This is a genomic window from Rhodovulum bhavnagarense (assembly GCF_004343505.1).
GTDB lineage: Bacteria > Pseudomonadota > Alphaproteobacteria > Rhodobacterales > Rhodobacteraceae > Rhodovulum > Rhodovulum bhavnagarense.
Window position 1 is genome coordinate 36,263 of the sequence record NZ_SLXU01000012.1, and the last position, 15,482, is coordinate 51,744.

The 15,482-nt window shown below is 60.2% G+C and carries 8 protein-coding genes; all 8 read left to right on the forward strand.

Annotated elements, in window-relative coordinates; all coding sequences use genetic code 11:
- The 8 genes from EV663_RS11580 to EV663_RS11615 all read left to right on the forward strand — a co-directional run bounded on the left by EV663_RS11580 (position 1) and on the right by EV663_RS11615 (position 15,477).
- Positions 1-1,146, forward strand: a complete 1,146-nt coding sequence (locus EV663_RS11580) for a cysteine desulfurase family protein (protein ID WP_132952012.1) — start codon at positions 1-3, stop codon at positions 1,144-1,146.
- A complete protein-coding gene (locus EV663_RS11585; protein WP_132952014.1) occupies positions 1,143-2,045 on the forward strand; it encodes a DUF4007 family protein in 903 nt (300 codons plus the stop codon). The genes EV663_RS11580 and EV663_RS11585 overlap by 4 nt, the downstream gene beginning before the upstream one ends.
- Positions 2,042-5,221: a hypothetical protein gene (locus EV663_RS11590; RefSeq protein WP_132952016.1), complete on the forward strand. Its 3,180-nt coding sequence runs from the start codon at positions 2,042-2,044 to the stop codon at positions 5,219-5,221. Before EV663_RS11585 ends, EV663_RS11590 begins: the two co-directional genes overlap by 4 nt.
- A complete protein-coding gene (locus tag EV663_RS11595) occupies positions 5,218-6,093 on the forward strand; it encodes a phosphoadenosine phosphosulfate reductase domain-containing protein (protein WP_132952018.1) in 876 nt (291 codons plus the stop codon). Before EV663_RS11590 ends, EV663_RS11595 begins: the two co-directional genes overlap by 4 nt.
- A gap of 7 nt (positions 6,094-6,100) precedes the next feature.
- The gene (locus EV663_RS11600; protein WP_132952020.1) at positions 6,101-7,918 is read left to right on the forward strand and encodes an ATP-binding protein; all 1,818 of its coding nucleotides are present in this window, start codon (positions 6,101-6,103) and stop codon (positions 7,916-7,918) included.
- Positions 7,918-9,486: a hypothetical protein gene (locus tag EV663_RS11605; RefSeq protein WP_132952022.1), complete on the forward strand. Its 1,569-nt coding sequence runs from the start codon at positions 7,918-7,920 to the stop codon at positions 9,484-9,486. Before EV663_RS11600 ends, EV663_RS11605 begins: the two co-directional genes overlap by 1 nt.
- A 1-nt stretch (position 9,487) precedes the next feature.
- A complete protein-coding gene (locus EV663_RS11610; protein ID WP_132952024.1) occupies positions 9,488-14,917 on the forward strand; it encodes an FtsK/SpoIIIE domain-containing protein in 5,430 nt (1,809 codons plus the stop codon).
- Positions 14,918-15,027: 110 nt separating this feature from the next.
- Positions 15,028-15,477: a class I SAM-dependent methyltransferase gene (locus tag EV663_RS11615; RefSeq protein WP_132952026.1), complete on the forward strand. Its 450-nt coding sequence runs from the start codon at positions 15,028-15,030 to the stop codon at positions 15,475-15,477.
- Positions 15,478-15,482: the final 5 nt, after the last annotated feature.

Here is a 15,482-nt window from a genome sequence, read left to right on the forward strand (position 1 = left end):
ATGCATTCCCAAATAGTCTACCTCGACAATAACGCTACTACTCGACCATTCCCAGAGGTCGTAGCCGCCGTAACTCGGTCGCTCGAAAGTGACTGGGCTAATCCGTCGAGCCCGCACGGATTTGGACAGGCCGCCGCACGGACAGTGGCGCTATCCCGTGAACAAGTGGCACGACTGCTTGGAGCGCGGGCAGAGCAAGTGGTTTTTACTTCCGGTGCTACTGAAGCTAACGAGGCAGTGTTGCGTTATCACGCGACACTCGGAGCGACGCTTATTACCTCGACGGCAGAGCACCCAGCTGTGGCAGGATTTTATTTTCGACACATGCCACAGAAAGTCAGAACAGTTCCTCTGGACAAATCCGGGCGCTGGCGACTGGAAGCACTTGAATCAGTTCTAGAGGCCGTTAGCGGCCCTAAACTGATTGCTTTCGCTTGGGCCAATGGCGAAACGGGTGTTCTTCAGGATCTGACTGGAATCAAGCTCATGGCACAAAAATATTGCGCCGTTTGTCTGATTGACGCCTCACAAGCGGTGGGGCGGGTTGTTTTTGAAGCGGATAGCGTATCTTATCTTACTTTTTCAGGTCACAAGCTGCACGGGCCGAAAGGTATTGGGATTTTGATACAGCCGGGAACTGTGCCGCAAGTAGAAGTTTTAATAGGTGGCGGGCAAGAGCGTGGTTTGCGAGGCGGTACATTAAACGTATCAGGTATCGTTGGTCTCGGCGTTGCGTGCGAACTCCGAAAGCGGAACCTAGATAGCGCTATTGCTCGCATGGGCAGACTGCGCGACAGCTTTGAGAAGCAAGTTATTGCTGCAATCCCCGGCGTCCGCGTGAATGGCTCGGATACGCAGCGGGTGCCGAACACTGCCAGTCTTACGATTCAGGGTGTGGATGGCATGGCACTTGTGGCTCGCCTCGAGGCGCGTGGCATCATTTGCTCGCAGGTTTCGGCATGCTCCTCGGGGCAGCCAGAGCCGTCACGCACACTACTTGCGATGGGCCTGTCAAGAGACGATGCCTATGCAAGCCTCCGAATAGCTTTTGCCGTCGACACAAAAGAAGATGACGTCGACTTCGCAGCACAAACAATGGTGGAAGAGGCGCTGTTTCTTCGGGAGATGATGGGTGGGCTTGTATGAAGCTTGGCGGACATGAAACCTTCTATCCGAGGCCAGGCTGGTTGACGAAGGGCCTCCTTCACCTGCGAGCAGGCGGTATAGGCGTGTTTTCGGCACCCGAGACAGCGGACCAGCTTGGAGTCGGGCGCAACATGGCTAAATCAATTGGCTGGTGGTTGCATGCGACGGGCCTCGCGACACGGTCGAGCAGGAACAGTCCGCTAGAGCCCACGCCCCTCGGCGCCATATTGGCAGAGTATGATCCTTACATGGTTCGGCTGGGTACTTGGTGGCTGGTGCATGCCAGCGCAATGACTTGTGGAGCCGAGACGTCGCTGCCTTGGTTTTTCTCGCCGCGTCGACCAGAGCGCTGCAACCGGACAGTATTAGCTGAGGCACTGATGCGCGATCTCTCGCCGAAACGAGGAAAGGCACCAGCTGTAAAGACGGTGCAACGCGAGGTCGCTGCTGTGATGCAGGCCTACGCCGTACCGGTGCCACGTTCGCGTAGCGATCCAGAAGACAATCTAGGTTCACCATTTCACCGGCTTGATCTGTGGCGACATCTCTACGGGACGGACCGTTTCGAGCGATCGGAAACGACGCCCATCCCGCCGGAGGCACTTGGGCTCGTCCTTTCGGCGCTCGGGATGAGCCAACCCTCCGCCACTTTGCGTGAGGGGATTTTGCAGGACATCGCGATCGGCAGCGCGCCGATGACACGGGCTGGGGCGATGTTGGGTCGGTCACGCGAAGCGCTCTTGGATCTTGCCGCAGCAAGTGAACGGGAACTGGGGCCCGAGGTACTGCGGGTGCGGACACTGGCCGGAGAACGCTATGTTTCGCTGCCGAGTGCGGCTGCCGCGACCTGGGCGCGGCGCTTCTACGACCGCGTTGGCGCAGCCCGGGAGGCGGCATGAACCTCTTGCGCTCAATCAACATCGCGGATGACCGCGCGCGGGCAGAGGTGATCGCCGCATACCGTCCCACGCGCAAGACCCTACAGGTGGTACGCGCTGTCTGCGGACTTGAACGGAGCTCGGCCACTAATGTGGTCGCACCCTATGGCGCGGGAAAATCGCTTGCCGCGCTTGCGGGGATCACCCTTCTTGCTGGCGATCCGACTATGGCCCGGCAACTGCGCGCGCGCATCGCTGCAGTTGACCCGGCTTTGGGCTCAGTCGAGACCCACGGGTCGACGCTACTCCTGCTGCTGCATGGCGCCTGCCCCGACCTAGCTGCGGAGCTTGCCGAGCGGGCGGAAGTGGAAGCAGGCCCGCTCTCCAAGGTTCTTGCGGCAATCCTCCGCCTTGCCCGCCGGAACGGCATGGCGCAGATCGCTATCGTTTGGGACGAGTTCGGCCAGCATCTCGAAACCCTTGTGCGCGAGGGCCGTCCAGAGGACCTGCTGGCGGTGCAGGATCTGGCGGAATGGGCGGTGCGACGGACCGAGCCTCGGGTGACGCTGACCACCCTCATGCACCAAGGGGTCTACCATTACACCCGACGTGCATCGGACACGGCACAATCAGCGTGGAGAAAGATCGAGGGGCGATTTGAAACGCTCAGCTTGATCGACGATGGCGTCGACGCGATGGAGATGCTGGCTGAGGCGCTTGACGAGCGGCGCGACACGCCTGATGCAGCTGCCATTGCCCGCGCCCGAGCCGCTGGCTTCTTTGCCGATATTACCGACGACGCAAGGCTGTCCGACATCCTCTCCCGCACTGCGCCGCTGACACCGGCAGCGCTTCAGATTCTGCCAAGCCTCGCCGCGCAGGTGGCTCAGGCCGAACGGACGATGTTCCGCTACCTTGCTGATGTGGTGGCGGCGGCCGAGCCTGGGACAGCTCTAGGCGTTGATGCGCTCTACGACTTCTTCGCCCCCGCGATGCGCTCCGACACAGGACCAGGTGGCACCCACCGCCGCTTTGTCGAGACAGAGACAGCGCTGTCACGCGCCGAAACAGATCTAGAACGGAGGGTGATAAAGACCGCGGCGTTACTGCAACTTGGCCGCAGCGCGGAGCGGCTGAAGCTGCCGCACGCGCGGCTGGTCTATGCTGTGGCGGAGGGCAGCCCAACGACGTCAGAGGCCGTCGATGCCGCAATCGAAGCGCTGGTGGCGCGCAAACTGCTCCTCCATCGCCGCAGGGTGGACGACATTTCGGTCTGGCATGGCGCTGACATCGACCTTGGTCAGATGGTCGCTGAGGAGGCCACGCGATTGGCGATGGAAAGCGACCCGGTGGAGTCGCTGGAACGGATGTTCCCGCCAGATGCCTATACTGCGCCACCTTACAACCACGCCCGAGGTATTACCCGCTTCGCTCGGGCCCGCTTCGTGCGCGAAGGCGACCTGATCTCGGCTCCAGGCTTGGAGGTACTCCGGGCTCATGCCGATGGCGAGGATGCGCTTGTGGCGCTAGTCATCGACGCTACTGCAGACCGGTCGGACCTCATGGAGCTTGCCCGCGCCCTTCCGCCCCACCTAATCTTGGCACTGCCCCGCCGTTCCGCCGAGGTTGGCCCAATTCTCGCTGACCTCCTCGCAATGGAGGCGCTGTTAGACCGCCACGAGCTTCTTGCCACCGACCCGCTAGTGGAGCGCGAGCTTCAGGAACTGAAGTCCGAGGCCGAGGCAGCACTGCGTCAGAGCCTCGAACGCCTGATGAACCCCGACCGTGGCGAAGTTGTCTGGTTGTCTGGGCCGGCGATTCACAGGTTCGCCGAGAGCGGCACGTCAGGCGAGATCCTTTCGCGCCTGTTCGAGGAGCGCTTCCCCTATACTCCGCGGATCGCCAACGAGCAGGTTGTCCGGCGCAGAGTCTCGGCAGTAACTCGCTCGGCCCGCAAACGCTGCATGCTTGCGATCATCGAACGCACTGGTATCCGTGCGCTCGGCTACGAAGGCGCCACATCCGCCGACGCCTCGATCTACCGCACGGTCTTCGAGCACACCGGCCTCTATGGCTGCATCAACGGCGCTTGGCGGTGGCGGATGCCTTCCGAATTAGATGATCTCTCGATGAGGCATGTATGGTCAGAGATCGAGGGATTCTTTGCCCAACCATCTGAACGACTCAAGAGTGTAGAGGACCTCATCGACCGGCTGACAGCCCCACCAATCGGGCTGCGGGAAGGTGTGCTGCCACTCCTGTTGACGGCAGGTATGATTGCGTTCGGAAGAGCGTTGGCGTTGCGGGAACTCGTCGATGGCCGCGCGAGGTATGTGGACGACATCCAGCCAAGCCTGATTGAAAAGATGTGCGAGGAACCAAAGCGGTTCGAACTGGAAGTGCCGACTCTGACGTCAGGGCAATCAAGCAATCTCAAGAAGATGATCCGGTGTCTAGTCGGAGACCTTGACCCGCAGGAGCCAGACCTGCTGCGAGGGCTTTACGATGCCTTACTGGAATGGCGAAGTGGACTTCCGCCTACGGCCCTCAGCACAAAAGGCTTGGGCGAGAATGCGGATCTGCTCCAGCCTCTGTTGCGCAAGAAGTCTTTCGACCCCGTAAACTTCCTATTCCGAGAACTGCCGCAGGTGCTCGGAGAGCCAGCCCTGAACGCAGAGACGATTGAAGTATTTGCTACAGCTGTACGCCAGATCGAAGGTGTATCATCGGCCTTTGCTGACCAAGCAATTGACGTCGCTGCAGCGATTTTTAGCCGCCGGCTCAGGGGCAGCCCGCGCTCTCTTCTCGATGCGGCCTCGGAGTGGGCGGCCTGCGTTCCACTGGGAGACGAAGAGGTGCGCGCCCTTGATCATGAAGCTAGGGGCGTACTCGCACGTGCGCGCAGCTCCAGCAACTCCCCCAGGGGCGCGCGAGGTTTCGTAACTCAGTTGAGCGGCATTCTATGCGGAGAGGGCTTCGAAGCATGGGATGACCGGACGGCTGACCTCTTTCGCGCTCGGCTCGAGGAGGCACTTGTGCGGATTGAAGAAGCGGTGCTTGAGCGCGCGGACGGCAGCGACGCATTCGAGCCTTTTTTGCGCAACAAGCTGGCGACAATTTTTGATGTTTACGATGCAAAAATCGGTCGTGCGCGTCTGATCAAATACTTGGATGAGATATACAGGGGAACGTCATGACGCCAACTAGTCTTTCCGATGCGGTGCAGGACCGGTCACGGCGCCATATCATCCCGCTGAGTGGGGGCAAGGACTCCACCGCGCTGGCGGTGTATATGCTCGAACGGCACAGCGACCTGCCGTTGGAGTTCGTGTTCACAGACACCGGGGCAGAGCTGCCCGAGACCTACAGCTATCTGCGCCGGTTCGAGGCGATCTTCGGAGTCGAAATCAACCGGCTTACTGCCCTCGATTTACCCGAGCTGCAGGTGCGCTCAAAAGGTGGGCGCCGGTCGCCCTTCGATGTCTTGCTGAACGAAGTCTATTCGGGCTTCCTCCCTAACCCGCAGGCGCGCTGGTGCACTCGCATGCTTAAGATCAAGCCGTTCGAGCATTTCGTCGGCGGCGACAATGCATTTAGCTACATCGGCATTCGTGCTGACGAGAACAGGGAAGGCTTTCGCGGCGCCTCTGCCGGACCCTCACCTGAAGACGACGAAGTGCAGCCCGAAACAGGACGCGCCAAGCCGGTAGTGCTGTCCAACCGCAACAACATCTTGCCGGTCTATCCGCTCAAGGACATCGGCTTCGGCCTCGACGAGGTTCGCGACTTGCTGCTGGGCAGCGGTCTCGGGCTGCCGCCCTACTACGATTGGCGGTCGCGGTCGGGCTGCTACTTCTGTTTTTATCAGCAAGTCGGAGAGTGGCAGGGGCTGAAAGAACGTCACCCTGAGCTCTTCGAGGCGGCCAAGACCTACGAGGTGACCAAGGCGAACGGGCGGCGCTTTACTTGGTCTCAGACCCGCTCGCTGGAAGAGCTGGAAAAGCTTCGCGAGCGCTATGCGACCCCAACAGGCGAGCCGGAAGACGGATGCGCCATCTGCCACTTGTGAGGCTAGGATGAACAGCAACCCCCTCGTCGATTTCCTGGCCTCCTACGGCCCTCAAGCGTCCTCGAATAATCTCTACGATGAGTTTGTGGTTGAGGCCGCCAAGAGGACCGGCTGTGCGGCCCTTGAAATTGACCAGCCCCTCACTGCCGAGTTGATCGGGCTTCTGCAGTCCGCCACGCCAAAATGTGTGATCCTTACCGGGACGGCTGGGGATGGCAAAACGTACACTGCTCGGAAGGTGGCCGAAGCGCTGTCCGGCGAGGCTCGCGTTTGGTCCAACACACAAAAGATCTATACCCTGCCTAAACCCTTGCCGTCCGGCCGATCGGCTCTCTTCATTAAGGATCTCAGCGAGATCAACGAAGCTGAGAAGAACCGCATATTTCCCGACATCATGGCTACGCTGACCGGCGAGAGCACCGAAGTCTTCATTATATGTGTCAACGATGGTCATCTGCTGAAGTTCTTCCGAGATCGTGGGGAAGCGGAGCTTCACGACCGTTTCGCGGAGATGCTGCGCACCGACGCCCGCGAAGATCCGAACGGACACTTCTTGCTCGTCAACATGTCGCGGCAGTCCCATCGCCACCTTGTGGATCAGATCGTCGACGGCGTGGTGGCCCACGATGGATGGCGAGGGTGCGAGGGCTGTCCGGCGCTTGCCGACAAGGACAATCCCTGTCCAATCCGCTGCAACCGCGACATCCTTCTCCGGAACGATCCGGCATCAATGCGTGCCCGGCTCAAGGACATGATCCGCATGGCCGCCGCCGATGGACGACATCTGTCGATCCGTCAGCTAATCTTGCTCACGGTCAATATCCTGCTCGGAGACGCACGAGCCGGTTCGACCCTGTTGACTTGTCAGAAGGCGCAGCGACGGGCGCGGGAGAACGACTATGGTTCGACAAATCCCTTCGCCAATGCCTTTGGGGTGAACCTGACCGAGCGCGAGCGCCGGCAATATGGCGCCTTCACAGTCCTCAGCGAGTATCAGGTGGGGTTTGAAACCAACAACGTCTTCGATCACGGGCTGTTGTGGGGCGACGAAAGCTTGCCTGACTGTCCGTGGTACGGAGAGCGCATCTTCGCGTCGATTCGAGACATGTACCGGGGTGACCCTTCCCGCCATTCAGCCGATCTTCAGCGCGCCATTGTCGATCAGCGGCGGCGGCTGTTCTTTTCGCTCGATCCGCAGAGTGCCGAGGTCCGTACCAACCCACACCGCAGCCCGTGGAATCTGTCTGTCTTCAAGCATGGCGTCGACTACGTCGCGATGGTCGATGGCCTCCTCGGCTCGGGCATGCCACAGCAGATTGCTCGCCAGTTGCTGCGCGGACTGAACCGCATGATGACCGGTGAGATGACGATCACAGACGATCGCCTTTGGATAACAGCGCCACCCGGTGTCTATCTGGGCAGTGAAATCCCGCTGCTAGTGCAGCATGCCGGTCATCCTCGCACTGGCGGCATTAGCACGATGTCCTTCCTTGTGTCGGGCAACCACCGCGTCGGTCCTTCCGACAACGGCCGACCGCCGGTAATTCGAGTCGTAACCCGAGGGCGGGTGGATCGGGCGGTGGACCTGGCGCTTCGACCAACCCTGGTAGAGTGCTTGCTTCGGATTGCCGATGGTGCTCTACCGGCCAGCTTTTCCTCGGAATGCCAGCGGGAGGTCGAGCGCTTCCAGTTGCAGGTGGCCACGGAAGTCCGACATGCGTTCGAGTTCGACGGAGCAGCTCCGATGCCCAAGGAGGTCCGGATGTTGGACGGCAACCTGCAAGAGCATGCGATCGCAATCATGGCAGAGGGAGATGCCTGGTGATGAACATCATGTCCACTAGCAGACTGCCGCCGCCCCCGAACGTCCTCGACAGTTCCGACATGCGTGTGCAGGAGCTTATTCACGGTCACCGCTTCATGCAGGAGCAGGAGCCGTTCATGATTGTCCTCGAGACCCTAGCGGTCTGCGCGGATAGACCTCTAGGCAGCGTCCTGCCCAAGCCGGACGCACATGAAGCATTCCACTATGCTCTACCTCACCGCCGCAAGATGCGGTTCTTGCTGTTTCAGGATCGGCATCTTGAACAGGTTGTCGAGGACAGTTCCATCCCTGACCACGAAAAGTGGCACGAATGGAAAAAACGGGTCAACGCGCAGTTCGGTGAAGGACAACGCGAGCTCGGTGCGGGGGCCTCGCACGATGCCTTCGCCTACCTAAACGAACGGTTTTCAATGGATATCAACGCTCTGCACCAAGCAGTCCGGCTGCTGCAGTCGCGTGAGCTTGATGTGATGCACAACCGACGGTGGACGTCGCGCTTCCTCGCGGTGACCGGACCGGACATGATCTGCACGGACATGCGAGAGGCCCGCGGCGGCTGGACGGCTGACCGTCGCTTCTTCGGCCGAGGTGGCGAGCTTGTATATTTGATGCTGAACCGCTCATCTTTCGCAGTCGAGCTGAAGCGGTTGGTCCAAGAGCGGCTTCTCTCCGAAAACGACCCGATCAATCGGATCGCACAAGCCTTGTCAGACCCGGCAGACACCGGCGCGTCCAACACCCAGATCGGATATCTCCCGCACCTGACCCTGTCCGCCTATGATCGTCTCGCCGAAGACTGGCTTAACATCCTGATGTGCAATCGCTTGCCGGAGGGCCACCTTTTCGAGCCTCTTTTCCGTATCACCGGGCTCAACATCGTCGTCTATCTGGCGGAGCGGGCACAGGAAGAGGTTGGGGCACCAAAAGCAATACCGATCGTTGCCGATCTTACCGATGGAGGCAACCAGCAGCTGCGCGAGGAGGCCAAGGTCCACCTCAACCTGCACCGGGATGTCGCCAATCGTGCGGTACGCGCCTTTGTGGAGCGAGTGCTTGGGGACTGCGATCGTTGGAAGATGGCGCTAGAGCGCAGCGATCCTGGACTCGCCAAGCAAGCATTGAAGGAGAGATTTGGCTTCACCAAGGGCGATGACCATCGCGGAAACGCTGCGACACCTGCGCAACAACTAGAAGCATTCATCGACCATGCGATGCAACGCGACAAGAATAATACCTACAAGTACCTGTTGCCGCTAGCAAAGGCGTCAGGACTGGCGACGTCGCGACAACGGGTTGGGCCGTGGTTCGCCCTCGATGATGGGATGCTATTTTCCCTCGTTCTCGCCAATGTCACGCACACCATCGAGTTGCGGGATTTCGTGGCCCAACTTTACCGGCGCTATGGGCTGGTTATCGGCCCCGAAGAGGCCCGAGATGCATTCGGGCGTATCCATGTCGAGCGCTACGAAGCAAACCTTGCCGCCCTCGAGGCGCGCATGACCCGGCTCGCCCTGACGCAACGGCTTTCGGATGACTGTGCATTCGTGACGAACCCATACAGGTTGTGAGATGAATTTATCAACAAAGCTTTCCGAGGTTTCCGCCCCTGACGCCAGGAGAGGCGATCTAATCGCTCGCGTCGTCTGGGGGATTGTGCTGAGCGCCGTAGACAACGCGGCGGCTGGGCAGCGTGTCACCTTCATGCTCGCTGGTTTGAAGGCCGAGGCGCTTGAGGGGATCGCTCGCAACAAGCCTGAAGATTTACATGGCAGGAGCGTCCTTCTGAAGATGAACCCCAAGGCCGCACCGGGTATGCAGGTCGATGAGGATTATCTGTCCGAGGAATCCGCTGTCCATTGGCGCCACAATGATGCCGCCGAAGTCATCGTCTTCGCGCCGCCTGACGCCGAACGTGAGGGCATCGGCGCCGGACTTGGCCCGATCTCCCGCATCGACGAACCCAGAATAATTGACCAAATCCCAGCATGGGTCGCGGAACTGAGAGAGACAGGAGAGGCGAACAGCTACCTTCGGGCCGCACTCGAAGGACTCCGCGACGCACGGGAAGTGTGCCTCGACCTTCAAATGTGGGTCGATTTCATATGTGCCATAGTCGATCAGGCTTTTGCCTATAAAGTCGATGTTCGCATCAGGAATGCGATGCCGGCTCTACGGATTCCAAAAGACGGCATCGTCAAGCTTCCAGCCTTCAAGCCGGAAGGTAACCCGAAGGCGCGTGCGCGGGACTTCTCTGCAGCATTTCGCGATGCCCGCCTCGAGGCCGGGGTCTACGCCACTCTCATGACGCCCAAGCACGAGCGCGTTGATGTCGTAGCTGTGCGTGCACGGGTGGACGAGTTCCAGCATGACAACGAGCCTGAGGTGATTGAGGCTCTCGACGCTGTTCGAGCTCTCTTGGACGACGCAGATATGATCCTTCCTGGCGGGTGGCGGCCAAGCCAGGAAGCGTTCTGCCGCAAGGTTTCCTGGGAACGCGTCGGGGCCAGCGTGTTTGGGGGCAAGCGGAGTTCCTCTACGGAAAGCCTCGGCAAGCGCACCCTGCGCTTCATCGAAGGCAACTACGGCCACGATGTCACCAAAGAAGATCGGGACCTTCTCGACAGCCTGACCAACACCACACCACGCGAGCCACGCGACGTCGAAGTGGAGTTCTTTAATCGTTGGCAGGAGCGCCTGGGCCGTGACGTCAAGCTCTTCAAGCCTTGGCAGAAGCGACTGTTTTCAAAGGAGGTCATTGGGCACGATCTTTTGTCTGCCTTTGCCGAGGGTTTCGAGGCACTCATAATTGCAGGCGACGCGGCGCTGGTGGACATGACTGAGCCGCGGGTCCTCGTTCGTGCCACACAGCACGACAAGGCCCTCTTCTGGGAGGGGCTTGATCCAGATATTCATCGGCTGTTCAACTTTGAGCTGAGGGCCTTGAAGGCGCTCTTCGGGCCAAATGTAGTTTGGGACTTGGCCGCAGCCGAGAAGTACCAGGGTACCGGGGATGCCGGCGGCAACGAAGCGCGGAAGATCGACCTTGAACTGTATCTGGTAGAGGCCGAGGATTTGACCGACCTGGGCGGTCTTCGCAATCCCCCCAAGCAGGCACCCCGGGTCAAGACGACGTGGCAACCCGGAAAGTCACCCAAGGATGAACCTATCAGCCTCGCCCTGATCGAGGATCTCGACGCCCTAGCCAAGGCGGCCGAGGCGGGCGACAGCGTGTTCCGACCGCTGAACTTCGCGCCGCGCTCGAGCGGGGAGAACACGCGCCTCTCCTCTACGAGCCTATACGACCGGTATTCCTTCAGCGATGTAGCCCAAGGCCAGCAGGGACGCACCTTCGATTTGGTTGTCCGGCCACAGGAGGATCTGCTTGGAGATCTTCGTTCACGGCTGCAAGAGCTTGAACGTAACCGAACACTGGACAGCGAAACCGCGACGGCCGTGATGGCGGCCACCGAAGCCTTCGACATTTCGTATCGTAGGGCGGTGAAGCAATTGTCGGAGAACCCGGGTGCGGCCTTCGCATCGAGCATCCTCGAAGAGCAGGCCGAGGCCTATGGAATCCTATGCCGCACATGTCGTTTGCCCGCGACCACGGGCCGGGCGGGACGGGATATTCGTGCGCTTGTCGCCGGTATCGGCGTGGTGGCCTCCGACGGTGCCGATTATATGGCTATTCTGGCCGCTTGGCACCCCCTTCGGTTGGCCGAGCGGCGAGCGAAGATAATTGAGCTTTCCTCTTTTGTGGAGGCCGTACTGACGTCCGGCCCGGCCCGCAGCGCCGATCTCTCCGGTGCCTTTCAAGAGCGGAGGCTCGCTCGCTCCCGCTGGGTTTTTCCCGAGGTCGTTTTTGCTCGCGAAATGACGATGATCGCGGTCGAGGATCTTGGCGGTTACAGCCTGATGGTTCCTGCAGACTGCGTAGCCCGCAACCAAGAGGCGCTCGAAGCTTCCGCGCCATCGGCTGCAGTGAAGTTCATGGAGGGCGTCGACCAGTACCTCGAGGTTCACCCCCATGAGGCTACCAACCTTTCGGCGGCAATCTTCGACTCGGAAAGCCAGACTCTGCCGCGCGAGGTTGCGCGGGAGATGGCCAAGCGTCTGCAACGGAGGTCAGACCTGCGCTGCGACCTCGTAATCACGCACCGTGATCAGGATCGCATGCGCAAAATATATCGAAATCAAAACCTCCGCTTGGGAGCAGAGAATATTAGCGAGACGGCGCGCGGGTTTCTGTCGAGGCTGCGGGTCGATGTGCGCTCAAACCGTGCCGCGGAAGGCGTGGATAGTGAGGTGCGGGAACTCGATTTGGTCTTCCTACACGATGTCATCAGCCACCATGCCGATCCGGTCTGGGTGGAGGAGGCTGGCGGCTCACAGGATCTTCCCGCCCCCTTTGATCCCGGCATGGCTCGGCGACCTCGGCGCCGGATGACTGAGACCGATGCTTCAGGCGTGGGAATCTACCTCACACTACCGAGGCCGCCTCGCGCTGTAGGGCAGTACCAGGACCTACTCTACGAACTGGCGAAAGGCTTCTTGCCTGGCGGGTTTCACGGGGTGCTCATCCGGCAGGCACAATTTGCTGACGCCAAGGTGGTCGATCTGATCCGTCGTGCACACCAATTGGCAGAATGGGTGATCACCTATGATAAGGTGGCCAGCCGAACCCTGTTCGAGCGCAGCGGCGTTCAGATTATCAGCGACATCTCGGTCCCGGGGGCGGACGGCCGGGTGATCGTAAGCGCTGGCAAGGTGGATGATCGGCTTAAGCGAAACGTCCGCGATGATCTCATCGATGCTTGCGGCATCACAGCGCCGGATGCGGAGAAGCTCGCGGGGGTAGTCATCCGCGACGTGCTGCGGATCTCGGGCCAGAAGGTCCTATCGGCGGCCCGATACACCAACGCCTCACGTGAAATGATCGGCCTCGCCGTGATGCGCGCTTGGATGGAGGGTGCGCTGAAGAGCACAGTGGATGACGACCCAATCTGGATCTCTCTCGACGATTACCGTGGCTGGTTCATGTCCGAGAAGGGGCGGGTTGCCGATGCCATCGCCGTCACTATCGATTATGACAATGCGAAGTTCCGAGTGTTCCTGCAGGTGGGCGAAGCAAAGTTTGTTGAGAAAACGTCCGAACTAGCCACGATCCGGGAAGCGCAACAGCAGGTCCAGGACACAGTGGACCGTCTTGTCCGTCTGTTCATCGACAACGATGACGCCATCTCGCGGGCGGCGGCCTGCGCAAGATTGGCCGATCTCCTCGTTAATCGGGACGGGGTGACGGAGCGGCTTCCCAATCCCGTCCAACGTGCCGCGTTCTTCAACGCCTTGAGCACAGGCGAAGTATCGTTTCATATAAGTGGCGAAGCCGTGGTGTGCATGCACGACGATCATGGTCCGGTCTGGCGGTGCGAGGCGGATCCGGATCGACCATTTCTTCGCCACCATGTTCTAACCACCCCGGCTATTCGTCAGACACTGCAGCACACTGTGGGCGGAGAGGTTCCTCAGCGCGAAGGTCTCGGCGACATCGACTGGTATTGTGAAGGCGATGCCCCGAAGCCTAGCCTGAAACCGCTTGCGGACACCACTGTAGTTCTAGAGGAAGGCTCCACGGCCCCGGAGGAACTGTCGGACGAAAACCCGGAGGTGACGCGGAGTACGACGGAGACGGGTGGCTCCGCCGATACTACCGGTGCGGAACCGGTTGAAGCACAAGAAGATGCAGCAAATGCGGAGCCGGTGCCAGAGCCGCCGCGTTTCCTACCGCCTCCAGTCTTCGAAGTCCTACGCGATATGGCGGCAACCGAGGGCGGAGCGATCACCGATGCTGATTCCCTCGCTTGGGCCGATCGAATGGCGATGGAAACCCAGCGTGCACTAAGCCATTTTGGCATGCAGGCCGAGTTTGCGGACCCCAAGCCGAGGCTAACGCCCAACGGCGCGCTAATCGCTTTCCGCGGCCATCCCTCGCTGACTGTCGACAAGATCGAGAAGCGCACAAGCGAATTGCTGACGACATATGGCATCGAGGTTGCAGATGTACGGCCCGGACGCGGCCGTATCTCAGTCTTCGTAACGCGGGAGACGAGGGCTCGCGTACCGCTTGCCTCGACCTGGCTAAGTGCCCACTGGCCTGATCGTGACCCCGGCCAGGCCACCTCCTTCATCCTCGGAGCGCGTGAAGATGAGGACCGGTTGTTGTATTTGAACCTTTCCGAGTCCTTCGCTGGGTACGACGCGCACGGTCCGCACACTCTGATCGCGGGTGAGACCGGCAGCGGTAAGGGGATCCTGACGCAAGGGATTCTGCTGCAGCTCATTGCCTTCAACGATCCCGAAAAAGCCGAGCTGATCGTGGTTGACCCGAAGAAGGGAGTGGACTTCACTTGGTTGGAAGGCGCTCCGCAGATGAAGGTGCCGATTGTCACCGAGGTGAGCGACGCGCAGACGATCCTCCAAGATCTCGTGGTCCAGATGGACGCCCGCTACGACAAATTCGCCGCAGTCGGTGCTGCCAACATCACGGAATACAACCGCAAAGTCACGCCTCAGCAGCGGATGTCACGGATCTTTCTGGTGCATGATGAGCTAGGCGCATGGATGGCACAGGAGAAGGAGTATCAGGAAGTCGTACTCTCCTCCGTGGCCAATCTCGGAATGAAGGCGCGTGCAGCGGGTATTCACCTGACCTTGATCACACAGCGCGCCGACGCGGAGGCTGTACCAGGGCGGCTTAGGGACAACATGGGTAACCGCCTTTGCCTGAAGGTGCAGAATAGTACTGGCTCACGGATGGTTCTCGGGGTCGGCGGCGCCGAAAAGCTCTTGGGCAAGGGTCATCTCGCCTGCGTTCTTGCTAATCAGCAGCTACCACCAGGGCAGAACTTCTTCGTGGTGCAGGTGCCCTTCGCCGAAACAGAGGATATGCATCGGCTTGCCGCCGCCGCAAAGAGTTATTGGGCATCCCGACTCAGCTAATAATCGCTTGGCGCCCGGTGTCGCACCGAGCGAGAGGGTCATGAATGGAGATAGATGGGTCTAGCATAGGGAAGCGGGTTGGCGGTGCGCTCTATGTGCACCAATCTGCTATGGACTGTCTTCTTCTGGAACAGTCGAGGCCGATCGCTGCCGCTGCCGAGCACGTTCCAAAGGGCAACTGGAACGTGGCGAAGATTGATCTGGCGGATTACCGCGCCGTATCACTTCTGAACTACGAGGATTTCGCGGAGCACGCCTTTCCTGCGCTGCGCCAAAGCCACCGTGTCGATCTTGGGACTGGAGTGGTGACCGTCCGTCGCTACCAGACTAATCCGCCGATCCTCCATCGCAAGGAACTACTGCTGGCTCCCGACGCCCCCGGACGCGATGTCTATTTGGCGCTGACGCGGGAGCTTGAGCGGCGAGGCCTCTTCGTTGACATGACGCGGCGTGGGCGGCAACACGCCTGGGAGGCGGCGTTGGCCGAAGCAGGAATCGAGGTGCGCGATCACCGCGTCGTTGCCTCCCGGACCACCCGAGGTAGTTTCGATGACTGCTGAGGGAG

Coding starts and splice junctions, on each gene's coding strand:
- EV663_RS11580 (WP_132952012.1), top strand. CDS start 1: ATGCATTCCCAAATAGTCTACCTCGACAATAACGCTACTACTCGACCA.
- EV663_RS11585 (WP_132952014.1), top strand. CDS start 1,143: ATGAAGCTTGGCGGACATGAAACCTTCTATCCGAGGCCAGGCTGGTTG.
- EV663_RS11590 (WP_132952016.1), top strand. CDS start 2,042: ATGAACCTCTTGCGCTCAATCAACATCGCGGATGACCGCGCGCGGGCA.
- EV663_RS11595 (WP_132952018.1), top strand. CDS start 5,218: ATGACGCCAACTAGTCTTTCCGATGCGGTGCAGGACCGGTCACGGCGC.
- EV663_RS11600 (WP_132952020.1), top strand. CDS start 6,101: ATGAACAGCAACCCCCTCGTCGATTTCCTGGCCTCCTACGGCCCTCAA.
- EV663_RS11605 (WP_132952022.1), top strand. CDS start 7,918: ATGAACATCATGTCCACTAGCAGACTGCCGCCGCCCCCGAACGTCCTC.
- EV663_RS11610 (WP_132952024.1), top strand. CDS start 9,488: ATGAATTTATCAACAAAGCTTTCCGAGGTTTCCGCCCCTGACGCCAGG.
- EV663_RS11615 (WP_132952026.1), top strand. CDS start 15,028: ATGGACTGTCTTCTTCTGGAACAGTCGAGGCCGATCGCTGCCGCTGCC.